The organism is Desulfobacter sp. (genome assembly GCA_028768525.1).
Lineage (GTDB): Bacteria > Desulfobacterota > Desulfobacteria > Desulfobacterales > Desulfobacteraceae > Desulfobacter.
This window is the reverse complement of record CP054837.1, coordinates 4,388,026-4,413,457: the sequence shown is the minus strand read 5'-3', so window position 1 is coordinate 4,413,457 and position 25,432 is coordinate 4,388,026. Positions and strand designations below refer to the sequence as shown.

18 protein-coding genes are annotated in these 25,432 nt (G+C 56.8%); 10 read left to right on the top strand and 8 right to left on the bottom strand.

The window, feature by feature from the left end; genetic code table 11:
* Nucleotide 1 precedes the first annotated feature (1 nt).
* The 9 genes from HUN04_19450 to gcvA all read left to right on the top strand — a co-directional run bounded on the left by HUN04_19450 (nt 2) and on the right by gcvA (nt 8,809).
* Entirely contained in the window at nt 2–1,096 is a 1,095-nt protein-coding gene (locus tag HUN04_19450; GenBank protein ID WDP91765.1) for a branched-chain amino acid ABC transporter permease, read from the top strand.
* 62 nt (nt 1,097–1,158) lie between these two features.
* On the top strand, nt 1,159–2,379 hold the full coding sequence (locus HUN04_19445) for an ABC transporter substrate-binding protein (protein ID WDP91764.1): 1,221 nt from the start codon (nt 1,159–1,161) through the stop codon (nt 2,377–2,379).
* A gap of 94 nt (nt 2,380–2,473) precedes the next feature.
* The gene (locus HUN04_19440) at nt 2,474–3,277 is read left to right on the top strand and encodes an ABC transporter ATP-binding protein (GenBank protein ID WDP91763.1); all 804 of its coding nucleotides are present in this window, start codon (nt 2,474–2,476) and stop codon (nt 3,275–3,277) included.
* A gap of 172 nt (nt 3,278–3,449) precedes the next feature.
* The gene (locus HUN04_19435; protein ID WDP91762.1) at nt 3,450–4,346 is read left to right on the top strand and encodes a universal stress protein; all 897 of its coding nucleotides are present in this window, start codon (nt 3,450–3,452) and stop codon (nt 4,344–4,346) included.
* Nucleotides 4,346–5,353 (top strand): hypothetical protein, encoded by a 1,008-nt coding sequence (locus tag HUN04_19430; protein WDP91761.1) that lies wholly within the window; start codon nt 4,346–4,348, stop codon nt 5,351–5,353. Before HUN04_19435 ends, HUN04_19430 begins: the two co-directional genes overlap by 1 nt.
* Before the next feature lie 489 nt (nt 5,354–5,842).
* Nucleotides 5,843–6,247, top strand: a complete 405-nt coding sequence (fosX, locus tag HUN04_19425; protein WDP91760.1) for a FosX/FosE/FosI family fosfomycin resistance thiol transferase — start codon at nt 5,843–5,845, stop codon at nt 6,245–6,247.
* A 69-nt stretch (nt 6,248–6,316) separates the two neighbouring features.
* Entirely contained in the window at nt 6,317–6,955 is a 639-nt protein-coding gene (locus HUN04_19420; protein ID WDP91759.1) for a class I SAM-dependent methyltransferase, read from the top strand.
* Between the two features lie 231 nt (nt 6,956–7,186).
* Nucleotides 7,187–7,882 (top strand): transporter substrate-binding domain-containing protein, encoded by a 696-nt coding sequence (locus HUN04_19415; GenBank protein ID WDP91758.1) that lies wholly within the window; start codon nt 7,187–7,189, stop codon nt 7,880–7,882.
* 36 nt (nt 7,883–7,918) lie between these two features.
* Nucleotides 7,919–8,809 (top strand): transcriptional regulator GcvA, encoded by an 891-nt coding sequence (gene gcvA, locus HUN04_19410; GenBank protein ID WDP91757.1) that lies wholly within the window; start codon nt 7,919–7,921, stop codon nt 8,807–8,809.
* Between the two features lie 21 nt (nt 8,810–8,830).
* Here gcvA and HUN04_19405 read toward each other — a convergent pair whose 3' ends face one another.
* From HUN04_19405 to HUN04_19380, 6 genes are all read right to left on the bottom strand, one after another.
* Nucleotides 8,831–10,075, bottom strand: a complete 1,245-nt coding sequence (locus tag HUN04_19405) for a CoA transferase (protein WDP91756.1) — start codon at nt 10,073–10,075, stop codon at nt 8,831–8,833.
* A gap of 38 nt (nt 10,076–10,113) precedes the next feature.
* Nucleotides 10,114–11,310, bottom strand: coding sequence for an aminopeptidase P family protein (locus HUN04_19400; protein WDP91755.1), 1,197 nt, complete (start codon nt 11,308–11,310; stop codon nt 10,114–10,116).
* Nucleotides 11,311–11,394: 84 nt separating this feature from the next.
* Nucleotides 11,395–12,246: a 3-hydroxybutyryl-CoA dehydrogenase gene (locus HUN04_19395; GenBank protein WDP91754.1), complete on the bottom strand. Its 852-nt coding sequence runs from the start codon at nt 12,244–12,246 to the stop codon at nt 11,395–11,397.
* Nucleotides 12,247–12,312: 66 nt separating this feature from the next.
* Nucleotides 12,313–13,488, bottom strand: coding sequence for an acetyl-CoA C-acetyltransferase (locus HUN04_19390; GenBank protein ID WDP91753.1), 1,176 nt, complete (start codon nt 13,486–13,488; stop codon nt 12,313–12,315).
* Nucleotides 13,489–13,549: 61 nt separating this feature from the next.
* On the bottom strand, nt 13,550–16,813 hold the full coding sequence (locus HUN04_19385) for a methylmalonyl-CoA mutase family protein (GenBank protein ID WDP91752.1): 3,264 nt from the start codon (nt 16,811–16,813) through the stop codon (nt 13,550–13,552).
* 122 nt (nt 16,814–16,935) lie between these two features.
* Nucleotides 16,936–17,580: a TetR/AcrR family transcriptional regulator gene (locus tag HUN04_19380; GenBank protein WDP91751.1), complete on the bottom strand. Its 645-nt coding sequence runs from the start codon at nt 17,578–17,580 to the stop codon at nt 16,936–16,938.
* Between the two features lie 575 nt (nt 17,581–18,155).
* Between HUN04_19380 and HUN04_19375 the strand changes: the two genes are divergently transcribed.
* The gene (locus HUN04_19375; protein ID WDP91750.1) at nt 18,156–19,106 is read left to right on the top strand and encodes a helix-turn-helix domain-containing protein; all 951 of its coding nucleotides are present in this window, start codon (nt 18,156–18,158) and stop codon (nt 19,104–19,106) included.
* Between the two features lie 13 nt (nt 19,107–19,119).
* Here HUN04_19375 and flgL read toward each other — a convergent pair whose 3' ends face one another.
* Both flgL and flgK read right to left on the bottom strand, forming a co-directional pair.
* Nucleotides 19,120–21,144 carry a flagellar hook-associated protein FlgL gene (gene flgL / locus HUN04_19370; protein WDP91749.1) on the bottom strand — a complete coding sequence of 675 codons (2,025 nt, stop codon included), beginning with the start codon at nt 21,142–21,144 and terminating at the stop codon, nt 19,120–19,122.
* Nucleotides 21,145–21,206: 62 nt separating this feature from the next.
* Nucleotides 21,207–25,418: a flagellar hook-associated protein FlgK gene (gene flgK, locus HUN04_19365; GenBank protein ID WDP91748.1), complete on the bottom strand. Its 4,212-nt coding sequence runs from the start codon at nt 25,416–25,418 to the stop codon at nt 21,207–21,209.
* Between the last annotated feature and the right edge of the window lie 14 nt (nt 25,419–25,432).

Below are 25,432 nucleotides of genomic sequence, written 5' to 3'. Positions count from 1 at the left end.
TATGTCACAGAATCAATGGCTGGCAACGGGCAATTTTTTCACCTCCTACAAAGAGGAACAGCACACCTTTTTCACCCACCTGGACAGGACCATATTCACCCTCTTTTTAGTCCTGCTCTTTGCATGGCCCCTGGTCTTTGAGGTGGGCAACAAGTACATGTTTGTGGTCAACAATGTCCTCATCGCCATTGTGGCGGTGATGGGGCTCAACCTGGTCACCGGATTTGCCGGACTCATTTCCATCGGCCACGCCGCCTTTGTGGGCATCGGCGCCTACACCGTGGCTTCCTTCTGCCGGACCCTGGGGACCGCCCATGTCCTGGTCACCCATTTCTGGCCCCTGGTGATCATCCTGGCCGGGCTTGTGGGGGCGGGATTCGGGGCCCTGGTCGGGCTGCCGGCCTTCCGGCTCAAGCATCTCTATCTGGCCATCGCCACCCTCTCCTTTCAGATGATCTTCCAGTGGGTGATCAACTTCATGACCTTTTTCAACCAGGGCCAGACCATCTCCATCGGCCGTGTCTTCTGGTTCACCGGCAAGGTGGGGCGGCGGGACCATTATTTTTTCTGGTACTATGTCATCCTGGTGGTTGTGGTGCTGATGGGGTTCGGCATCCGGAACCTGCTTAAAACCAAATACGGCAGGGCCCTGGTGGCGGTGAGGGACAACGACAGGGCCGCCGACGCCATGGGCATGCACCCGGGGCTGACCAAGGTATACGCCTTTGCCCTGGCCGGTTTTTTCGCAGGGGTGGCCGGCGCCCTGCACGCCTACGTATACCGGGGGGTGGGCTTTGAATCCTTTACCCTCCACGAATCCATCGGGTATCTTGCCATGGCCATTGTCGGGGGCCTGGGCACCTTGAACGGCAGTTTCTGGGGGCCGGTGGCCATCAAATTTCTGGACCTTCAGGTGGAACAGCTTTCCGAATCCGCGGCCCAGTACCTGCCGGCGGGCATGAACCTGGCCACGGCATTGAAGCCCTTCACCTTCGGTCTGGTCATCGTTTTATTTTTAATGTTCGAGCCCCGGGGCATCGCCAATTGGTGGCGGATCGTAAAATCGTATACCAAGCTGTGGCCCTTCAGGTATTGACGGGCCCTGAAAAAAGCAACGCACGTTAGGTCATATAACCCAAATCAAGGAGGAAAAGCGTCATGAAAAAAACAACGAGGGTTTTAACGGCAGCTTTAATCATGTTCTTTGCCTTTGCCGCAACAGCTACGGCGGGCCAGGTGTACAAGCTGGGATTTTCAGGAGCCATCACAGGCCCCACGTCGGATGCGGGCAACCCCCTGTCCAAGGGGATTGAGGACTGGTTCAAGTATGTCAACGACAACAAACTGCTGGGGGACGACAAAATCGAGTGTACCATCCGGGACGACCAGTATAAAACCGATGTCACCAAACGGAATTTTGAAGAGTACCTGGATGACGGCATCGTCTTTTACCTCAATTACTCCACCGGCTCCACCCTGGGCCTGAAAATGGATTTTGAAGAAGAACAGATGCCCACGGTGCCCTCCTCCTACCATGAGGGAAACCTGGTGGATTCCACCTATATTTTTATCCCCGTGGCCACCTATTCTGAAAACATGGTGGCCCTGGCTGAATATGTGGTTAAGAACCACAAGGGCGGCAAACCCAAGGTGGCCCTGTTCATCCACCCCAGCGCCTTTGGCAGGGGGCCGGTGGAAGATACCAAAAAGGCCGTGGCCGCAGGACTCAACATGGACATCGTCGAAGTGGTGGAACACGGCAAGGACCTGGATAACTCGGCCATGCTCAAACGGCTCATGAGCAAGGGGGTCCAGTATGTGATCTGCCATACGGTACAGTCCCCTGTGGCCACCATGATCAAGGATGCCATGCGCCTTAATGTCACAGCCAAATCATTCGGCGAGCCCGGCAAACTGACCTTTCTGGGCGCCCATTACACGGGCGGGGCGGACTTGATTGCCCTGGCCGGGGACGCGGCTGAAAACTACTATTGGACCTGTTCCTACAACCTGACCACGGAAGACAATGAAAAATCCCAAAAACAGCTGAAACTGGCCAAAACCTACGGCAGGGACGACAAGGCCGCCAATTCCCATAACTATGCAGCCGGCATCCTCCAGGCCCAGATTCCCACCCAGGCCATCATCATGGCCAAGGCCGCCGGCCTGGAGGTCAATCCTGCAAACCTCTACAAAATGCTGAACCAGATGAACGGGGCCAAGGTCTTTAACTCCTTTGCCGCAGTGGGCCCGGTATCCTATTCCGCCAACGACCATGTGGGGGTTGACGTGGTTAACATTTACAAGGTGGACAAGGGGGTATTCAAGGCCATCAGCTCCATTGAATCCGAATATATGAAAAAGCTGAGGGCCAAATAGGCCGCCGGCACTGCCGGTAACCCATATAAACGAACAGGCCTGCCGGAGCGGCCACCGCCCCGGCAGGCACAACAAGCGCGCAGAGAAAGGGCATATGGAAAATCTGCTTGAAGTCAACAATATCGAAGTGGTGTACAACGATATCATCCAGGTGCTGAGGGGGGTGAGCCTCAACGTACCCAAGGGCAGCATCGTCTCTTTGCTGGGCACCAACGGGGCCGGCAAGACCACGACGCTTCGGGCCGTTTCCGGCCTTCTCAAACCGGAAAACGGCGCCATAAAGGAAGGGTACATCAAATTCGACGGGACCGACACCACTGCCATGATGGGCACAGATGTGGTGAAACAGGGCGCCGTCATGGTACCCGAAGGCCGCCGGGTGTTCAAACATCTTACGGTGAACGAAAACATTCTGGTGGGATCCATCACCCGAAAGGATGGATCTGCGGCCATCAAAAAGGACCTGGACCTCATGTACCAGCACTTTCCCAGGCTCTCCAAGGTGACCAACCGCATGGCCGGATACTCTTCCGGGGGAGAGCAGCAGATGATCGCCATTGCCCGGGCACTCATGGCCGCCCCCAAAATGCTCATGCTGGACGAGCCCTCCCTGGGGCTGGCCCCCCTGCTGGTCAAGGAGATCTTCGATAATATCCGCCGCATCAACCAGGAACTCTCCACCACCATCCTGGTGGTGGAGCAGAACGCCAAGGTGGCCCTGGGCATTTCGGATTACGCCTATATCATGGAGTCGGGCAAAATCGTTCTGGAAGGATCCTCCGAAGACCTCCAGAACAATCCCGACGTCAAGGAGTTTTACATGGGCATCACCAAGGGCGGCGGACGGAAATCATTTAAGAATATTAAATCCTATAAAAGAAGAAAACGCTGGATGTAAACATGCTTGAACGAAAATTCACCCATATACTTCGTTGCTGCAAAAGCTTGAAGTCCTCACGTACCTTAGTACGCTCCGGTTTCAACCTTTTTTGCGCCTTGTATCCGGGCAATTTTTCGCCCAAGCAGATCCCAACTGAATTAGCGTTACAGATTGTTGATAAGGAGAATGTATGAAAATACTGGTTGGATATGACGGCGGCGAAGTGGGGCGGCAGGCCCTTTCCCTGGCCCGGGACATGGCCGGCATCCGCTCCGCCTTTGTCTATGTGGTCACCTCCATGACCGGCGGTTCTTCAGAAAAGCAGGCCGACGTTGAACGGGCTGAAGCCGGCCTGAAATTCGCCAAATCATTCATGGAATTTTCCGGCATCCAGTGCGACTGCCAGCAGAGCGTCCGGGGACTCTCCGCCGGAGAGGATTTGGTCAAATTTGCCCGGGAGAACGATATCGACCACATTTTCCTGGGGATCAGAAAAAAATCCCGGGCCCAGAAGGCCATCCTGGGTTCCACGGCCAGGTACGTCATACTCAAGGCCCCCTGCCCGGTCACCACGGTGAAATTCGAAGGGGATCAGATCTCCTCGGAAGACCTGCTCAAAGACCGGCGCATCCTGGTGGTGGATGATGAACCCGATATTCTGGAGACCATTGAGGAGCTTCTGGACATGTGCTTTCTGGATCTGGTCGACTCCTTTGATACCGCCCGAAAGATGCTCCGGAAAAATCAATACGATCTGGCCATACTGGATATCATGGGGGTCAGCGGCTACGACATCCTCAAGCTGGCCCGGGAAAAGGAGGTGCCGGCCCTGATGCTCACGGCCCATGCACTTACCCCGGAGAACCTCAAGGAATCCATCCAGCGGGGAGCAGACTCCTATATTCCCAAGGACGAACTGGCCAATCTCACCGACCATGCCGCAGACGTCATCCGTGCCAGAATCACGGGACAGCAGGGCGTCTGGTTTTCTACCCTCAAGCCATTTTTCGACCGGACCTTCGGAAAAGGATGGCGGGACAAGGACCGGACCTTCTGGAACTCCTTTGACGACAGGTATGGAAAATAATGCAGGCCATGGCCCTGGTAACGGCCATGGCCGCAGTTGTACTGGGTTTCCTTTCCCTGCCGGCAGGAGCGTCCCCCCTGAAATTGGAAAAAAAGATGCTGGCATATATCCGGTCACAGGATTTCAAAGAGAATTCGAGGGATCACCGGTGCACTGCCCCGGACAGGTACCGGGTCATCCTCATCGACAACTTCGAGTATCCCCTCCGCCTCACCCCGGAAGTGACCACCACCCACGGAGAGCTGCTTGTCAAGCTGCTCAAGTCCGGCAGGACAGACATCCGGGTGACCATTCTCAACACCACCCTGGCAAGGGGGCTGGCCCGCACACTCCAAATGCTCTCCCGGGGCGGCTGTGCAGACGCCGTTGTCTCATCCATCCCGGGTTCCAATTATACCTACAGCCAGATGCAGGCCATGCTGGCCAAAGACAGTCCCTTTAATCCGGATACCCGGCTGGCCCACCGACATACCCTAAACGCATTGATGCAGCAGATCGCCTTCAAGGGATTTCCCTCGGTAAAATGGGCAACCCGGGCAAAAGAAGCCGGCATCAACCTGATCAAACTCAGGGAAGACGCCCGGAAGCTCGCCTTCATCTCAGCCCTGGGCAAATTCAGCATCCCCGTCCTCCTGCCCTACGGCAACCCGGATACCCTCCACAGGGGAGAGGAAAAAGCCTTCAACCCCATGACCCTGGCGGACAATGCCCTGGTGTTCACCGGCCTTGACCGGACCGGCGGCCGGATGCCGGGCTATCCCTACAGCCCTTTGAGTGACGGCGACGCCACTGCCGAATACACCATGAAGGAATGTCCCCACCCCACGGATAACAGCATGGCCGTGCTGGATATCAATGAAGACGGGTGGTTCGATTTTGCCTACCCCCGGCCCCTGTCCGCCGCCGGGGAGCCAGAATCCGGCTTTCCCTGCCGGACACGGGGCCGCCTCAGGGGCACCTCCCTGATCCCGCCGCAAAAGGTTAAAGACCTGCTGCCCCCCTGGTGATGCCGGATATGACCATACCCTTTCTTTGCTTTCACCTAATTTTAACAGAGACGGTCTGAGTTTTCTCACCCAAGGATATCCTTGCAAATGGCATGGGTATACAGTGGCTTTCACAACGGCGTGTCCGAAACGCTCCTGCAGGACTGGGAGAGAAGACGCTCAATTTTTTCACCCATCTCCCCTGGATGCACTTTTTTCCCCAAAAAGCGGATCCAGCGCAGCGTTCCCCGGACCTGATTCAACGGCTTTAAGTTTGGATTTGGTGTGAACTTATTCTTGTTTTCCATGTTAGCTATGATAACACTGGTTATGATGGAATGTGTAAAGGATGGTGAAATACCCAGGGTTTCAGGGAATCAATAGTAAATTGATCGGAAAACGGGTAAGAAATCACTACACGGGATCTTTACTTTGCTGCGCTTCGCAAGAGCCAGGGCGGTCCACCGTTGACTGCAAGTAAAGGCAAAACATAAGGATGACGAAGGAGCGATGATTGAAGGGATTAGCCACATCACACTGATTGTTCAGGACTTGGACCGGACAAGCACTCTTTTTACATCGGTCCTGGGGGCAACGCAAGTATACGACAGCGGGAAAGCACCCTTCTCTTTGTCTGAGGAACGATTCTTCCTCCTTGGCGGTATCTGGATTACGATTATGAAGGGAGACGCCCTGCCTGAGCGGTCATACAACCACATCGCTTTCAAAATTCCCGAGTCGGAGTTTACACACTGCAGACACCGTCTGGAAAAGGCAGGGATCGATTTTAAAGAAGGGCGTCCAAGGATTCATGGTGAAGGATTGTCCCTCTATTTCTACGACTACGACAACCATCTTTTTGAACTTCATACAGGGACCCTGGAAACACGGCTTCAGGCATATGAGGGAAAATAAGTGAATGACAACCATCCGCCACCCCGCCGCTCCAGCGGGACGCATGTCATATCTTCAAAGGAGGGTAATTTGGACCGGACAGAAGAATCCTTTTGGGCACAGAAAGCCTGCAACTACGACAGATATAAGAAAAATAGCATTGAAAAAATAGTGGAACAGATTCTAAAGGATATTAAACCTGAAGATGATGTCCTGGATATTGCTTGTGGCACTGGATTGGCGGCTTTAAAAGTTGCTGAATGTGCAAAACATGTTGATGCCGTTGATAGCGAAACAAAAATGCTGTCCGTGGCTCAGCAGAAGATTGATTCAGCAAAAATACAAAATATAGATTTACATGTACAAAATGCCTACGATCTCGATTTCCCGGACCGCCATTTCGATTCAATTATTATTCTCAATTCCCTGCATGTTATGGAAACACCGGAAGCCGCTTTGAAAGAAGCCAAACGGGTTTTAAAACCAAAAGGCAAACTGTATGTCCCCACATATTGCCATGCTGAGACAGAGGAGGTGTTGAAAAATTATGAAAAGTGGTCGCTGAAATCAGGCCATACATCCTATCACCTGTTTACCTGTCAATCCCTTTGTGACCGGGTTGAAAGCTGCGGTTTTGAAATACAGGAGAATAAAACCCATTATATTAACACCGGGATGGATAATGGTATTATGGCAATAGGCTATGTTGTTGCCACTCATGAAATTTAGCAGAGGAGTCTTCCACCCGGCGATACAAGATTGAAATAAGCGCCGATACATAGTAGCATACGCGCAACATTGCAGGGCCTGAAAAGGTCCAGGAACCTTAATAAACGGATAAGAGAATTCTGAATGCTTCCGTTCCGGCATAAAATAATATCGGCCTGTATCAGGCGGTTGGTTGTATTTCTTTTTTTAACGGCATCGCACCTGCCCCCCGCCACCGCTGCCGGGGAAAAAATGATTACCTTTGCCTTTTCGGAATGGCAGCCGGTCTTCCATATTGACGAAAACAAAGAGATGCAGGGGCTTTACCCGGAAATTCTCGCGGAATTATTTGAAAAAAGACTGGGAATAACCGTCGTCGGCGTGGATCTGCCATGGGTAAGAAGCCAGATGAACATAAAAAACGGACAGTCGGATTTCTCTCTCATGGTGCCCAATGAAGAGCGCCTGGCCTATACGGAGATGAGCAAAGAACCGGTCTGCCAACTGTTTATGAACGTTTTCACCTATAAAGGCCATCCCAAACTTGAGGCCATTAGAAAAATAACCTCTGCCCGGGACATTAAACGGCTTGGGCTGCGCCCCGCCACCAATATCGGAAACGGGTGGCATAAAAAAAATATCGATGCCTACGGCATCCATACCGACTACCTGCCGGACGATCGCCTCATCTTCAGGTACCTGGCAAAGAAGCGGGCGGACATCGTCATTGATATCCTCGTGCCCAGCCTGTATCACATCCGCAAGGAGACCCTTCAATCACAGATTGAAGTTACCGACGCCCGGTTCGGCCCCCTGAACATCCATTTGATGATGGGGAAAAAATCAAAATACCGCCATCTCATGCCCAGGATAGATCAGGCCATCGCGGAGATGAAGCGCCAGGGGGTTATCCAGAAACTCATGGCCAAATTCGAAGGTGCCCGATAATCCAGGACGGTGAAGTAAAAAACAGATAAAATAATTATGAAAAATATGAACAAAAGGGACCTGCCCTCCCTGAACGGACTCAGGGCCTTTGAAGCCGCGGCCCGCCACCTGAGCTTTACCAGGGCCGCACGGGAGCTGAATGTCACCCAGGGGGCGGTGAGCCGGCAGATCAAACAGCTGGAATCCCATCTCAACACCATTCTCTTCCACCGCAACCACAGGACCCTGACCCTCACCGACCAGGGACGGCTTCTGGCCCAGCCCCTGACCCGGTCCCTGGACATCATGGCCGACGCCGTATACCGGCTGAAAACCCAGCAGCATGACCTCAACCTCAAGGTTCACCCGACATTTGCCATAAGGTGGCTGATTCCCCGGCTCCACCGGTTCCAGTCAAAGTACCCGGAAATCAGGGTCAGGCTGACCACCTCTTCGGTGAATGTGGATTTTGCCCGGGAAAATTTCGATGCCGGCATCACCCATCTTGGCAGGGAGGTCCCGGGGGTCATCCGGGAAAGGATACTCAAGGAGCAGCTGGTGCCGGTCTGCGCCCCCTCCCTTCTCAAAAAGGGACCGGCCATCACTGCCCCCGAGGACCTGCGGTGCCACACCCTGCTCCACAACAGCCCGGACATGCGGGAGTGGAGCGCCTGGGCCGCCCAGACCGGGGTCTCTGACCTCTCCCTGGAACGGGGGCAGATCTTTGAAGTGGACGACGCCGCCCTCCAGGCCGCCACCGCTGGCCTGGGCGTGGCCCTGGGCGACCTTTTCCTGATCCGGGACGAACTGGCCTCGGGCCGGCTGGTGACCCCATTGGGAAAAACCCCCATCCGGACCGGCAGCTATTATTTTTCCCGGCCGGATTTTGAGCCTGAAAACAAAGGGGTCCGGGTGTTCCGGGAATGGATCAGCCAGACCCTGGGATAAAGCGCAGCCCTGGGATACGGATTACTGGGCCGCCCCTTTTTCCTTAAACGACTCAATTTCCAGGGCCGTATATCCCAGCTTCTGAAGGACTTCCTCGGTGTGCTCCCCCTTTTCCGCCGCCCGGGTCAGGGTGCCGGGCCGGCATTTCCCGAAACGGGCCGGATAGCCCGGCAGGTTCATCTCCCCCAAGCCGGGATAATCGGCCGGCCTGACAAAGCCGTTGGCCCTGGCCTGGGGGTCATTTTCCACATCCATCACCTTCTGGATGGGGGCGAACATCAGTTTGGCCGCCATGAAATCCCCCATCCACTCATCCCGGGTCCGGGTGGCAAAAATCCTGTCGAACCGGTCGGTGAGTTCGTCGGAGACGATGGGCGCGCCCTTTTCATCGGTGAACCCTGGATCATCCAGCAGTTCAGGGGTGCCCATCACCCGGCAGAATCTGGCCCAGTATTTTTCTTCGGGATGGTGGGTGCACATCACCCACTGGCCGTCGGAACAGCAGAATACGTTTCGCAGGGGAGAATGGTGGGAGCGGTCCGCCGGCACGCAGGGGTCTATCTTCAGGGTGTTGGCCAGCATGAGGTTGATATGCTGGAGCCATAATGCCGATCCGTATAGGGAGACATGGACCTCCTGGGAAATCCCCTGTCTCTCCCTGGCCAGCAGGGCGGCAAGGACGGCATGGGAAAGGCTGATGGCCGTGGCCTGGTCCAGGACACCGATGTGAAGCAGCGCCGGCGTGGCGCCCCCGGTATTAAACATCATGCCGGAACAGGCCTGGCCCAGGGGATCAAAGGCGCCGATATCCTGCAGCGGTCCCTCATGGCCGTAGCCGGAGACGCTGGCATGGATGATTTTGGGATTGAGGCGGCGGATGGCGTCATAATCCAAATTCAGTTTAAGGGTGGTGCTCTTGCGCAGATTGGTCAAAAAGACATCGGCCTCCCGGACCAGCCGGTTGAAAATTTCCCGGCCCCCTTTCGTCTTTATGTCCAAACAGATATTTTTCTTATTCCGGTTGGAGACCTCAAAGGCCAGGCTGCCGCCGTGGGGCCCGGCCATGTCCACGGCACCCACCTTGGTCCAATAGCGGATGCCGTCGCCCACCGGGGCCTCCACCTTGACCACCTCTGCCCCCAGGTCCCCCAGTATGGCCCCGCCACCGGGGCCGGCATGGAAGACCCCGTATTCCACAACTTTTATCCCTTCAAGGGGCAGACGCCCTCCGTCCCGGCTCTCTTTATCATGATACCTGACTTCCATCCGCTCTCTCCTTCCCTTTAATTCTGCTGACTGCCGGCTCAGATTTCCTTGATTTCATCGGGATACCGGGTCAGGGCCCTGAGGCCGGCCTCGGTGACCAGAAAGGTGTTTTCAATCCCCGCAACCCCCCGGCCCGGCATCACCACCTTGGGCTCCAGGGCAAAGACCATGCCCGGTTCCAGCTTCAGTTCCTGGCCCTTGGCGATGAAGGGGAATTCATCCAGTTCAATGCCCAGCCCGTGGCCGGTGAACCGGATCCGGGGATGGGCACCGCCCATGAATTGTTCGGCATATCCTTTGTCGGCGGCCATGGCCACCATGATATCATAGATCCTGCCGGTCTCGATTCCGGGCACGGCCAGCCGCTTCACATGCTCCTGGATATCCAGCATGGACTCATGGGCCCGGTAAAATTCATCAGGCAGTTCGCCCATGGAAAAAATCCTGGCATGGTCGGCCAGGTAGCCGTCCAGGGCAAAAACATAGTCCACCAGCAACGGCTGGTTGGGTCTGATGGGGTTCATGGAGGGGCCCTGGCCCACAAAGGGATTCAGCCCCGGGCCGGCCGTGGGGGAGGATAACGCCCCGGGCACGGCCCCATCCCGGCCGCAGATGATATGGCCGTAAAACAAATGGTTGTCCCAGAGCCGCATGCAGATGGTGCCCTGGTGGCCCAGTTTCCGTGCATGGGCCTCCACAAGGCCGGCCAGTTCCACCTCGGGCATGCCCGCCTTCACCAGTTCGGGCACAGCGGCCGCCACCCCATCGGCCAGGGCCGCCGCTTTCTGGATGCACCCGATCTCAAATTCGGATTTCACGGCCCGCTGTAGCCGGACGGCGGTGGAGATATCCTCAATTTGGGTCGCCTCAAATATTTCCCGGAACATGAGATAGGTGTTGGCCGGCATGACATCCAGCTCCAGGCCCAGGCGCCTGGGCACCCCCATCTCCTCCAGGGTGGCGGGGATCTTTTTGGGGCTCATCAGGGGCAGAATGGATTCAATGGAGGATTCGGCCCGGGCCCGGTCCAGATCTTTAAACACCATGAACAGGGGATCGCCGTCCGCCGGCACATAGAGCCAGCCCTGCTGGGTGGTGCCGGTGTAATAGTACCGGTCCGCCTTCTGGACGATCAATGCCCCGTCCATCTCCTGCCGGGCCAGCCGCCGTTGAAGCCCCTGTATCCGGTTGTCAATTTCCTGCCGGGGTATCACCCGGCGATACGGTGAATCCATCTGCACCCTCCCGTAAAAAGCTGCAGCCGGACGGTGATCTTCCCGGCCGGCTGCATCAGTCTGTACTAAGTGAAAAAAGGCGGATTATTTATAATCGTAAAACCCTTTGCCGGTTTTCCGGCCCAGCCAGCCGGCTTCCACATATTTTCTCAGCAGGGGACAGGGCCGGTATTTGGAATCCTTAAACCCGTCGTAAAGGGTTTCCATGATGGCCAGACAGGTATCCAGGCCGATGAGGTCGGCCAGGGCCAGGGGCCCCATGGGATGGTTCATACCCAGCTTCATTACCGTGTCGATGTCCTCGGCCTTGCCCACGCTCTGGTAAAGGCAGAATACCGCTTCGTTGATCATGGGCATGAGGATGCGGTTGGCGATGAATCCGGGGTAGTCGTTGGCTTCCGCCGGGACCTTGCCGAATTTCTCAGACAGTTCCCAGGTCAGCTTGAAAGTCTCTTCCGAGGTGGCAATGCCCTTGATGATCTCAACCAGTTTCATCAGGGGGACAGGATTCATGAAATGCATGCCGATGACCTTGTCCGGCCGGGAGGTCTGGGCCGCAATCCGGCCGATGGGGATGGAGGAGGTGTTGGTGGAAAGGATCACGTGCCCGGGGCAGATCTCATCCAGGTCCCTGAAGATCTTGAACTTCAGGTCTTCCCGTTCCACGGCCGCCTCTACCACAAAATCCGCCTCGGCCATATCCTTGAGGTCCGTGGTGGTCTTAATCCGGTCCAGGATGGCCGTCTTGTCTGCTTCGGAGATTTTTTCCTTTTTCACCAGGCGCCCCAGGGACCCCGCGATGGTGGCCATGCCCTTGTCACAGAACTCTTCCTTGATATCGCTCATGATCACATTGAGGCCGGCCGCAGCCGCCACCTGGGCAATGCCGTTGCCCATTTGCCCTGAACCGATTACGCCAAAAGTCTTAACTTCCATCTCATATCTCCTAAAAACATTCTCAATAGTTGAACTTCTTTTAAAAATCGGGCCAAAAGACAATTTTTAACGATTCACAACCAGTGCTACCGCTTCGCCGCCGCCCAGACAGAGGGAGGCCAGGCCGGTTTTTACATCCCGTTTCTGCATTTCATAAAGCAGGGTGGTCAGCACCCGGCCGCCCGAGGCACCGATGGGATGGCCCAGGGCCACGGAGCCGCCGTTGACGTTGACCTTTTCCGGATCCAGCTCCAGCACCTTGTTGATGCCGCAGGAGGTGCCGGCGAAGGCTTCGTTGATTTCAAAGAGGTCCACGTCGCCGATGGAGATGCCCTGTTTTTTGAGCACCTTGGGAATGGCGTAAATGGGGGCCATGAGCACATATTTCATGTCAATGCCGTAGGAGGCCTGGGCACCGATCTCAGCCATGATGGTGCAGCCCAGCTCCTTGGCACGGGCTTCGCTCATGACCACCAGGGCCGAGGCCCCGTCGGAGATGATGGAGGCGTTGCCCGCCGTACCCACCCCGCCCTTCTTAAAGGCCGGTTTCATCTTGGAGAGGAACTCATAAGGGGTATCCTGGGGACATTCGTCGGTGTCGAAAATCTTGGGGTCTCCCTTGCGCTGGGGGACTTCCACGGGCATGATCTCATCCTTGAACCGGCCGGCAGCCACGGCTGCATTGGCCCGGCGGTAGGATTCGGCAGCGAATTTATCCTGGTCCTCCCGGGTCACCTCCCATTTTTCAGAGCAGAGTTCGTTGGACATGCCCATGTGGAAATCATTGACAATGTCCCAGAGCCCGTCGTGGATCATATGGTCCTCAATGCGGCCGGGGCCCATTCGGTGTCCCCACCGGGCCTTATCCATATAATAGGGGGCCATGCTCATGGTTTCCATGCCGCCGGCCACCACCACATCGGCGTCCCCGCACTGGATGGCCTGGGCCGCCAGCATCACGGCTTTAAGCGATGACCCGCAGACCTTGTTCACGGTAATGGCTTCCACATCCCAGGGAAGCCCGGCCTTGACCACGGCCTGTTTGCCCGGGTTCTGGCCGTAGCCGCAGGGAAGGACCTGCCCCATGATGCACTCGTCGACTTGTGTCTCTTCTATATTGGCTCTCCGGATGGCTTCCTTGATAACCATGCCGCCCAGGTCCGTTGCGCCGATTTTGCTCAGGCTGCCGCCGAAGCTGCCCAGGGGGGTTCTGGTGGCGCTGACAATGACCGCTTTGTTCATAGTACGCTCCTTTTTATCGCTCATATTCACTGTCTAAAGATTCCTATGTTTGGATAACACCTTACATGTTTCTTCTGTATTTTCCGCCCACTTCATACAATGCATTGGTAATGGTGCCCAGGGAACAGGATTTCACCGTTTCCATGAGCTGCTCGAACATATTGCCGCCGTTGAGGGCTGTCTGCTGGAGGGCCTGGACTGCCGGGTCGATTTCCTCGGCATGGGAGTCCTTGAATGCGGCCAGACGGTCCAGCTGGTCATCCTTCTGCTCGTCGGAAGCCCTGGCCAGTTCCAGGTGGTTGGCCATTTCCGCATAATCGGCATTGGGATCCTCAAAGGTATTCACCCCGACAATGGGATGTTTGCCCGTGTGCTTGAGGTATTCATAGTACAGGGACTCTTCCTGGATCTTGCCCCGCTGGTAGCCGGTTTCCATGGCCCCCAATACCCCGCCCCGCTCGGTGATCCGCTCGAACTCACAGAGCACGGCCTCTTCCACCAGGTCCGTAAGCTCATCCACGATAAATGAGCCCTGGAGCGGGTTCTCGTTCTTGGCCAGGCCCCACTCCCGGTTAATGATGAGCTGGATGGCCAGGGCCCGGCGGACGGATTCTTCCGACGGGGTGGTGATGGCCTCGTCAAAGGCATTGGTGTGCAGGCTGTTGCAATTGTCATAAATGGCACAGAGCCCCTGGAGGGTGGTCCGGATATCGTTGAACTGGATATCCTGGGAATGCAGGGACCGGCCCGAGGTCTGGACATGGTATTTCAGCTTCTGGGACTTTTCATTTCCGCCGTATTTGTATTTCATGGCCACGGCCCAGATCCGCCGGGCCACCCGGCCGATGACCGTATATTCCGGATCCATCCCGTTGGAAAAGAAAAAGGAGAGGGACGGTGCAAAATCATCAATGTGCATTCCCCTGGACAGGTAGTATTCCACGTAGGTAAACCCGTTGGCCAGGGTGAAGGCCAGCTGGGAAATGGGATTGGCCCCGGCCTCGGCAATGTGGTAGCCGGAGATGGAAACCGAATAAAAATTCCTTACCTGGTGGTCGATAAAATACTGCTGGATATCCCCCATCATTTTCAGGGCGAACTCAATGGAGAAGATGCAGGTGTTCTGTCCCTGGTCTTCCTTGAGGATATCGGCCTGGACCGTTCCCCTGACGTTGGAAAGGGCAAAGGCCTTGAGTTCAGCCGCTTCTTTTTCATCGGGCTCCCTGCCCTTTTCCTGGATGAACTTGTCCTTTTGCTGGGCAATGGCCGTATTCATGAACATGGCCAGCATCATGGGGGCCGGCCCGTTGATGGTCATGGAGACAGAGGTGTTGGGAGCGCAGAGGTCGAACCCGTCGTAGAGGACCTTCACGTCGTCCAGGGTGCAGATGCTCACCCCGGAGGTGCCGATTTTTCCGTAGATGTCGGGCCGGCGGTCCGGGTCGAACCCGTAGAGGGTGACCGAATCAAAAGCCGTGGAGAGCCGCTTGGCCGGATAGGCAGAGGAAAGCAGCTTGAACCGGGAATTGGTGTCTCCGGGGCCGCCCTCACCGGCAAACATCCGGGTGGGATCCTCATCGGCCCGTTTCAGGGGGAATACCCCGGCGGTATAGGGGAAGCTGCCGGCGAAATTTTCTTTACGCATCCAGGTGTACTGGTCGCCGGGGTCGGAAAATTTAGGCACGGAAATCTTTGCAATCTTTGAGTGGGAGAGGGACTCGGAATAGAGGGGCAGTCTGAATTCCTTGCCCCGGACCTCGTAAACCAGTTCATCCTTCTGGTACATCTCGGTGCAATGCTCAAAGGCCGCCACCGCCTCATTTGTTTCCCCATGGACCAGGGCATCCGTGGCCGCCACGGCTGACTTGAGGTCTTCGATGCCGCCGGCACCTTTTTCTTCCAGCGCCCTGACGGTCTCTTCAAGGTGCCAGCGCTGGCGTACGGCCTCAGCCTGTTTTTCGGTCTCCTGATGATAATCGCGCACCGTATCGGCAATTTCCGCCAGGTATCTCACCCGTTCCCCGGGAATGATAATGGTCTTGGAAGTGGATTCCTTTACCCCGGTCCGGGGAATGGCGGAGTCGTATTTGATCCCTTTTTTCTCTTCAATGGCATCCAGGAAGGCATGGTAAAAGGCCGTGACCCCGTCGTCATTGAATTTGGAGGCAATGGTGCCGAACACCGGCATATCCTTGGGGTCCTTGCCCCAGGCCTTGCGGTTTCGCTGGACCTGCTTGCGCACGTCCCTGACGGCGTCCTCGCTGCCCTTTTTTTCGTACTTATTGACCACCACGATATCGGCATAATCCAGCATATCTATTTTTTCCAGCTGGGAGGGGGCGCCGTATTCCGCCGTCATCACATAGATGGAGACATCCACCATATCCACCACCCTGGAATCCCCCTGGCCGATGCCGGCGGTTTCGACGATGATGATATCGTAGCCGGCGGCCTTGGCCACTTCCACGGCATGGGGAAGGGCTTCGGGCAGCTCGGTCTGGGAGCGGCGGGTGGCCAGGGACCGCATATAAACCCGGCCGGTCTCAATGGAATTCATCCGGATTCGGTCGCCCAAAAGGGCGCCGCCGGTTTTTCTCCGGGAGGGATCGCAGGAGATGATGGCGATGTGGACATCCTTAAGATCGCGCAGGATGCGGATGATCAACTCGTCGGTAAGGGAGGACTTGCCCGCCCCGCCGGTACCGGTGAGGCCGATGACCGGGGCACGGCTTCCGGCGGCCATCTCACCGATTCGTGACATGATGGCATCCAGTTGCCCCTTGTCATTGGCACAGGCCTCCTGGACCGCTGAAATCATATTGGCCGTCACCCGTTTATTGTCACGGTTTAACCCGTCGTATTCCAGATTGTTGAAATCCACGCAGGGATGGTCCATGCGCCGGATCTTATCGTTGATGATCCCCTGGAGCCCCATTTTCGCCCCGTCTTCGGGGGAATAGATCCGGGTGACCCCGTAGGCGTGGAGTTCATCCATTTCCGAGGGGATGATGACGCCGCCCCCGCCGCCGAAAATCTTGATATGGTCGCCCCCCTTCTCTTTGAGCATATCCACCATATACTTGAAATACTCCATGTGGCCGCCCTGGTAGGAGGAAACGGCAATGCCCTGGGCGTCTTCTTCGATGGCGGCATCCACCACCTCCTGGGCGGACCGGTTGTGGCCGATATGAATCACTTCGGCACCGGAATCCTGCAAAATTCGCCGCATAATGTTGATGGAAGCATCGTGGCCGTCAAAGAGAGAGGTGGCGGTTACGACCTTGACCGAATTCTTGGGGGTATATACATCAGGTTCTGCGCTCATAACATCTCCTTCTTTATAATACCGAAAAGTTTGATCACACTAAACTATGTTTACATACAATATTGTGATGGCATATATCGTTAAAAAAATAAATATAAATTTTTATTTTTATTTACATTTCCCTAATAAAGCAGCCCAAGAATAACATCCGTCTGGATGGCAGTATATTGTTCCAGGGTAAAATTTTTCTTCATGTGCCATCGCCTGAAAGCCCACATATGTCCCAGAACCGAGATATTGTGTCCCACCAGGTTAATGATCTTTTCGTCAAGATCGGGGAAATTATGCTTTCCCGACATCCGCCCCAGGATCCGGATAAAAATATCGGTAATATTCAGCTCATTGACCAGCACCCGTTCCTGCCACTTGTCCGGAAGAAACTGGGTCACCTGGTACATGAGCAGAATATGGTCTGACATCTTGTCGCAGACCATGAAATACTGGCGGATCATCCCGGCCAGCAGTTCCTTTTCCCCGACATTATCGGCCATCCCCTCCTCCACCGCATCCTGCACCTCTTCGTGGATGGCCTTGCAGACCAGGTAGAGCAGATCCTCTTTGGAGCTGACATATTCGTAAAGGGAACCGATGGAAAACCCGGCGGCCTTGGCAATCATCCGGGTGGTGGTTTTATGATACCCGTGTTCAATGAATAATTGAACGGTTGAATCAACGAGCTGGCGCCGCCTTTCGCTTACCAGTTCCTGGTTTTTAATCTGGGTCGGCACATCGTGGTCCGTCACGGGAGATGTCTTTTTTCTTGGCAATTACGCCTCCTTTCGGCCGGCATTCTCAAATTGAACGAGCGCTCGGTCTGCTTATTCCTGTCACGGTTTTCCCCGCTTGTCAAGGAATTATCCCAAAGCCGCCGGGTCCCTGCCCGGCCCCCCAAAATGATTCCGCAGTTGATCTTCCCTGTTTTTTAAAAATCCATTCAAACCAATCCCCCGGAACCGCTTGGTGCACCGGCCGCCACACCCCGGTCCGGGGCATCAATTCTGCTGTGACATTTATATACGAAAGCCACCCTCCCGGATAACAAGGGCGGCACCCGTGTCCGCCCGTTACGGGGATTGAATTCCCGACCGGCCGGAATTAAAGGACTCTGGATTTTCCCGGGACCCAAATTATGTAGAAAATATGTAGATTGCGGCGCGGTGTTGATCTGGAGAGCAGCGGATTATAGATGGTTAATACAGCAGGGAAAAGTTTTCACCTGCGGCAGGCAATTCCTGCCGCGGCCGGCGCCGGTAACGCCCGTTTCCCATGCCCGGAAAATAAAATTTTACAACATCAGTTTCAAAGGATTGGTTGGATGCGGAAAGGAAAAAACAGGTAAACTATGAAAATCAATCTCCATAAAAATGCCAGGACCACCCCTGCTCAGAGGGCCTTTATCCAGGACAATACCCATATGAACATCACTGACCTGGCCATGAGGATCGGGGTCAGTGAAACCACGGTCAGGCGGTGGAAAAACAGGGATTTCGTCTTTGACAAATCCCACACCCCCAGACATATTAAAACCGCGCTGCAGCCGGCGGATGAACTGGCCGCGGTGCTGTTCAGGTCCGCATTGCTGCTGAGCCTTGATGACCTTCTCCAGGTGATGCGCCGGTTTATCTCCCCCCGTTGCTCCAGGTCGGGACTGAACCGCTGCCTGGTGCGTTACGGGGTGTCACGGCTGGCCGCCGTTCAAAAGGAGGTGCCCTTTGGCCTGAAAGATTACCGGGGGACTTATTTTTATTATTCAAAGATTGATCTTCCCGCCCCCGTGGGCTGGCGGGAGCCCGTCAGCATCCATGGCCTCATGGATTATACCTTCAGATATCTTTTCGTGGATATCGGGGACTATAGTCCGGTGCCGGACACCGGATTTCTGGACAGGGTGATCGCAGAATACCCGTTTACCGTATTCGGCGTTCTTTTCGCCGACCCCATTGTGTTTGAAGATTCCGGTACCGGCCCGGGCAATCCGGGACGATACCATGGTTCTGTGGTCTCCGCATGGTGCCGGGGGCGGGGCCTTGCCTCCGGATACCTCAACTTCCCGGGGCCTTCGGCAAGGCAGCAGCTCAACCGGGCATGGCAGGTTGCAGGTGAACCGGGCCGGGCGGCGTTACGGTCAAAACTATTCAATGGGGACTGGACGAGGGTCCCCTGGCTGCAACCCTACAACCGCGAACTTGCCCTGCGCGCCCTGAGGCGGAAGACACCCTATCAGGCGCTCCGATCCCATTACACCCTTTTTCCGGGCAGTTTTAAAGGAAAGCCTGAGCGCCTGATTGCTTAACCCCCTGCCAGGGTTACAAATAATCGGCCAGGCTGACGTTGAGTATTTTCGCCGTGGCGCTGAGGCTGGCCTCGTAGGCGGTTTGAATGGCCTCAAGTTCCATGATGGCGGTGACCATATCGGCATCCTCTATCATGGACCTCCGTTCCGTCAGTACCAGCTGGATATCCGAATTAATGGTCTGGGTGCTCTCAAGCCGGTTGTATTTCATGCCCGTATCGGCAATCACCGAGGTGATGCTGTCGTAATGGGTGTCCAGGCGGGTCATGGACCGTTCGATGCCGGCCACATCGTCGCTTTCAAGATACCCCTTCAGGGCGGACAGGGTTTCAAAAATCCCGTACACCGTCTCCTCTCCCAGGGCGGCCTGGCCCGCCACATCCCCGGTGTCGAATCCCAGCAGCGGGCCGGCGGAGGCCGAGGCATGGCTGCCCGAGTCCCAGAGCAGGTCCAGCCGTTCCAGTTTCAGCCCCGTCTCCCCGTCCTCCCGGATGGTGAAGCTGTGGGTGTCCTCGTTGTAGAAAACAGCGTAGTCCACCCGGTTTCCGGCCGCCTCCGAAGCATCCTCCATGGCGTCTTCCACCGCCGCTGCAAGGGAGGCGGCATCGGTATAGTCCCCCGGGGGTATCACTGCGGTTAATTCACTGACATCCCCGCTGCTGTCCGGCAGGATCTCCTTAAAGTCAATGGTGTCGTTTTCCCCCGGGGTAACGGTAAAAAGGACCACGGCAGAATCGCTCCCATAGGACACCGCCCCGGTGTCGTCCGCCCCTGGGTTGAATCCCAGGGCGGTTGCGGCACTGGCTGCTGCATGGGTCCCGGAATTCCACAAAAGGGAAAACCCGGTAAGGGTGCCGCCCTCATCTTCAATGGTGAAGGTTCCGGAGGCCTCATCATAGGATACGGCATAGTCCGTATTATTTATGGATGCGGCTTCCAATGCCTCTTCCACGGCCAGGGAAAGTTCGGCCATATCTGAATACTCCCCCTGGGGAATGGCGGCGGTAAGCTGGGCAGAAGGGCCTGTCCCAATGTCTTCAGTAAAATCAATGAGATTGTTGGTATCGTCGAAGGACTTCAGGGTCACCGGCGCCGTGCTGGTGGGGGGATGGCAGGCGGTATCCGCGGTAAAGCCCAGGTCCGGGCCCAGCATCCCGGCATCCACGGTGTCAAGGCCGTCCACTTCTGTGCCGGGGCCCGATTCCCAGAGCAGGTCAAAACCGAAATATCCCTCGCTTTTCCCGTCGTCCCGGATGGCATACTGCCCGGTGTCATCATCGTATGCCGCCTGGTAGCCGATGCCGTACCCCGATGAAAGGGAGGCTGCGGTCATGGCATCCCCCACGGCGGCGGCCAGTTCCCCGGGCGTGTACATGCCGTCGGGAATAACCGCCATGACCGTCTTGATGCCCTCTTCCCCCATGCCGGTATCCTCCTGAAAAATAATGGTATTATTGGTGACATCCACGGCGATCCGCTCTTCGGTAAAGACCGCTTCCCCCACCCGGCCCACCGCCAGCACCGAGGTGGCGTTGATCTGAAGGGAAAAGGGGGTGTCACTCCCTTCATAGGCCACCCCCGAGGGACTGTCGGCATCCCGGGAAAAGGCCGGGGCATCATTGTCGGTCCCGGCAAAAATATAGGCGCCGTTGATCTGGGTGTTTCCCAGGGCAAAAATCTGGTCAATCATGGCATCCACGGTTTCAACGGCATCGGCCCGCTGGGAGGCGTTGGCCGATGCATTGACCAGCTGGGCGCAGAGCAGTTTGGTGTCCAGCAGAAGGTCCTGGGCCGACTGAAGGGCGGTTTCGATGCCGTTTATCCAGGTGAAACCCGTTTCAATATTGGCATCCATCTGCTCCAGCCCCTGGACGGCCTGGGTCAGCCCCAGGGTCTGGGAAACGCCCACGGGATCATCGGCCAGGCAGTTGATCCGTTTCTGGGTGGAAATAGCGGTATTGGCCTCTTTCAGTGCCCCGGCTGTCGTATTCAGCTGGGAGGTGGATGTATTATACAGGGAAATGGTTGGCACCCGCATTGTCTTTCTCCTTATTCTATACGCTGCATTTCACAGGCCGCCCATCCGGCGGCCGGCATGGGTTATCTGACCGATAAAATGGTCTGGAGCATCTCATCGGCCACGGAGAGCAGTTTTGAGGCGGCCGAATAGGCATGCTGGTATTGGGTTAATTTAATCATCTCTTCATCCAGGGAGACGGCAGAGACCGCATCCCGCTGGGCCGTGATCTGGTCCACCAGGGTGTCGGCAAATGTCCGGGAGGAAATAATGGATTTTGAGGTGATGCCCAGAGAGGCGATCATGGTGTTGTAATACTCATTTAATGAGGCCTGGGTCACCCCGGAAAGGGCATCCTCCCCCCGGACAAAATCGGTCTGGGTCATTTCAAGGGCGGTGTAGGCCAGATCGGCGATATCCAGGGCAGTTTCGTTGCTTCCCGTGGTGATGGCACCGGTCTGGGAATCCACCACCCCGGCGGCAATGCGTTCCGTATCCTTGAGGACTTCATTGACCCCTATATCCAGAGCGCTGGTGCCCGTAAAAAAGGTATTGAGCCCGGCGGCGGCGGCCAGCCCGCAGTCCCCCTCCCCAAGGCCGCCGAAGGCATAGCCGATGTCTGCCGGATCTTTGAGTACCAGATCAAAATTCACCGCCCCGTCTCCGGTGACGGGCGAAGAAAAGTCCACCTGGAGGTCCCCCAGCCCGTCCCCGTTAAGATCCACCTGGAACCCCCTGTCGTCCCCGCCCTCGGGGATGATGGCGGCCAGCCCCCCGGTGACATCGTTGACGATTCCCCAGGCGCCCGAAGACCGGACAAAGGAAAGGTCCGTTGCATTGAAGTCAAGGGCGGACCAGTCCAGTACGGTGATCTCTCCATTGTCCGAACTGAACCCGTCTGCCCCCGACCAGGTGACATTTTCCAGGGTATGGCAGTCCTGGTCCGCCGCCAGGGAGAGGCGGTTGTCCGCCGTCACCGTTGCGGCCATGCCGGACCCGTTCCGGTTGAATTCATCGGCAAAGGAGGTCAGGGTCCAATGCCAGTCCGACATCAGGGTCTGGGTGGCCTGGCCGGTCTCATCGGTGGTCAGGGTGAAAACGTCGCCATCAAACAGGGTGCCGCTGTAAAAATTGATGAGCATCCCGTCCACTTCCACCTGGATGGGGACATCGGGATCCTTGGGGGGATCCTCTGCAACCAGTTCAAAACTGCCGGCGCCCGTGGACGAGGTCCATTGAATGGTCAACGGCGCCTCTTCCCCTTCCAGGCCCACGCTGCCGCCGGAAACCACTTCAAAGGTATAGGTGTCGTTGATCCCGTTGGCCCGGCGGAAAACCTCCATATTCAGCAGATCGGGGCTGCCGGTCCCGTCGGTGTTCACGGTCAGGGTATTGCCGGCCACCAGACTGCCCGAAGACAGATCAAAAGAAAGGGTCTCCACACCCGCCTCCTCGATCACCACCCGCCCCTGGTCTTCCACCTGGATCAGGCCGGATTCCCCGGTAAAATACCCTTCTGAATCCAGTTTTTCCCAGAGGATAATGCCCCCATCGCTGTAAAGGGAAGATACCGCAAAATTTTTATCCGGATCACCGGAAACCAGCAGGGTGTTGTCCGGCCGGTCCGTGCCGGTGCCTGTCCCTGTGAACAGGCTTAAGGAGGCGTCCGCCGAGGTATTGTCCGTGAAATTGGTCAGTTCTATGGGCGCTTCCAGGTCCCTGTCCTTGATAATGGAAACCGAGGTGCCGTTGAGGACGAACTGGTAATCCGGGCTGGTGATGGTCGTGTTCAACTGGTTATAAATCTGCCGGGCCAGGCCCGCGTCGGTGGTGCCGCCGGCGGCCGCCGACACCGTAAAGCTGACGGTGGTGCCGTCCACATCAAAGGAGACCAGGTCCCCGTCGTCGAAATCGCCGAACCCGCCGGTGCCGCCCAGGGTGAGGATGGAAGCACCGGTGGCCGCCGTTCCCGATGTGCCGAAAAGGCCGGCTGCCGTTGCATTGTCCGAGTACAGGGTCATCCCGGGCTCAAGGTAGATGGTCAGGCTGCCGGTGGTCACGGCTGCCGTGTCCGCGGTCCCCGTCGGCGCCCCCACTTCACAGAGGGTCACCAGGGTGCCGGCCAGGGCGGCGGTGCCCGATCCGGGCATGGAGATATCCAGGGTGTCGGCGGTGCCGGATGCCGCCGTATAGGTTTCCGTATCCGTGCCTGCGGCGGTGAATTCCAGCACCCCGTTTCCGGCTCCGGATACGGAACCGGAAAGACCGGTGAGGGCAAGGGTTGCGTCGTCGCCGGTATCTCCGGCCGCCGCCCCCAGGGTCAGATTGGAACCGTCGGTTGTGCGCAGGGTCACCGCCCCGGTATCCTCATCCAGATCCAGGGCGAAAGGGCCCTCTGCCAGCCCCGTTGACAGGGCCTGGTAAAAGGCCGCGCCCATGGCCGCCTGGTCCGTGGGGTCGATGACCGAGGAAAGATCCACACTGATATCGGTGCTGGTGGTAGGGGCCCCGTCCGTGGAAACGGTGAGGGTGAGAACGTCGCCGGTATTGAAATTTGAAAAATTATCCATGAGGACCCCGGCATTGTCCACCACCTCAAAATCCTGGATTCCCAAAGTGGCCCCTTTGTCGCTTTTAAGGACCAGATCGTCGGCATAGAGGTCGGTATCGTTGTTGAGGATATTCACGGCGGCCGCGGCCTCTTCCAGGGCTGTCTCGAACTGCTGGTCAAGGGTGCCGGCCGAAGGGTCAACGGTAAAGGACTGCTGGTATTCAATCCCGTCGCAGTAAAGGGTGAATTTAACGATATCCCCTTCATCGGCAGCGGTCATGCCGCCTGTGTCAAAGGCCAGTTGGGATTCGGAGGCGTAGGCGGTGACCCCGTCGATACCGGTCAGGGTTTCTGCAATGGCGGCGGCGGACCGGCGGGTGCCGGCGGCGGTATCTGTGATTTCAATGGTCTGGGTCCCCTGGCCGGTCCCGGTGAGGGTCAGGGTCTGGGCGGCCATGACCGTATCCAGGGCCTGGTCCACCCCGCCGGAAGCAATTCCCCGGACCTCGCCCTGGCCTTCCCCCGAGGACTGGGCCACCACCAGGTCTCCCACTGCCGCCTCATCCACCACGGTGAGGCGGTAGGCGGCGGATTCCCCCCCGGGTGCCGTGCCCTGCCAGTCCGAGGCGGCCGCCCCGGAAATGCCCATATCCATGAGGATCTGGCGGTACTGGGCCGCCGAGGTCGAGCTGTCTTCCACCCAGAGGGAAAAATCCTTTGTATAATCAATCTTATCCCCGAACGCCAAACTGGACAGCCACCCGGAATCATCCGCGGCATAGGTGCCCGAGGAGGTGTCGGAGATATAATCCAGCCCCGCCCCCTGGGAATGCAGGTAATTCACGGCCCAGGTCATTTCCGAGGCCAGTTCGTCCACCTGGGCCATGCAGGTGGGCAGCACCTCGTCCCGGATGGTCAGCCAGCCGGCCAGCTTGCCCCCGGAAATTTTATCGGTAATATCCAGGGTGCTGCTGGCCCCCTGCCAGACGATCCGGTCCTTATCCGCTGCAATCCGGCTGCTGTCCACCCCGTTGACCAGGGGGAGGCCGTTGGCCCCGTTGATCAGGACGGCCCCGTCCCCCTGGGTGATGACATCGATATCGATGAGCTGGCCCAGATCGTCAATGAGGCCGTTTCTGGTATCCCTCAGGTCATTGGCGGTCTGGGTGGCTTCCAGCCCCAGGATTTCCCTGTTCAGATCCGCGATCTGGGAAGTGATGGCATTGATCTGGGTCAGGGTGGCGGAGATTTCCGAGTTAAGATCCTGTTCCAGGTCCTGGAGGTCCGAAGAGATGGAATTGAACTTGGCAGCCAGGGCCTGGCCGGTGTCGTACACCTGGACCCGTTCCGAGGTGCCCAGGGGGGAATCGGCAATATCCTGCCAGGCATCCCAATAATCATTGATGAGGCTGCTGAGGCCCGAACCCGAGGTTTCGTCAAAAAGGCTTTCAATCACCGCCAGGTAGGATTCAGCCTCTTCAAGGGAAGACTGCTTGGAGATTTCCGTTGTCAGCCGGTTTTCCAGGAGCTGGTCCACGGACTGGGAGACCTCGGTGATATCAACCCCGGTGCCGAAAATATATCCGGCGTATTCCGTGGACTGGGCATTGGTCTGCTGGACATTCTGGAGGGAATAATCCGGGTTGTTGACATTGGCGATGTTGTTGCCGGTGACGCTCAGCCCGTACTGCTGGGCGGCAATGGCCGTCTTGGCAATGCTAAGCGTGCTGTATAAACCGCTCATGGGACCATCCTTTC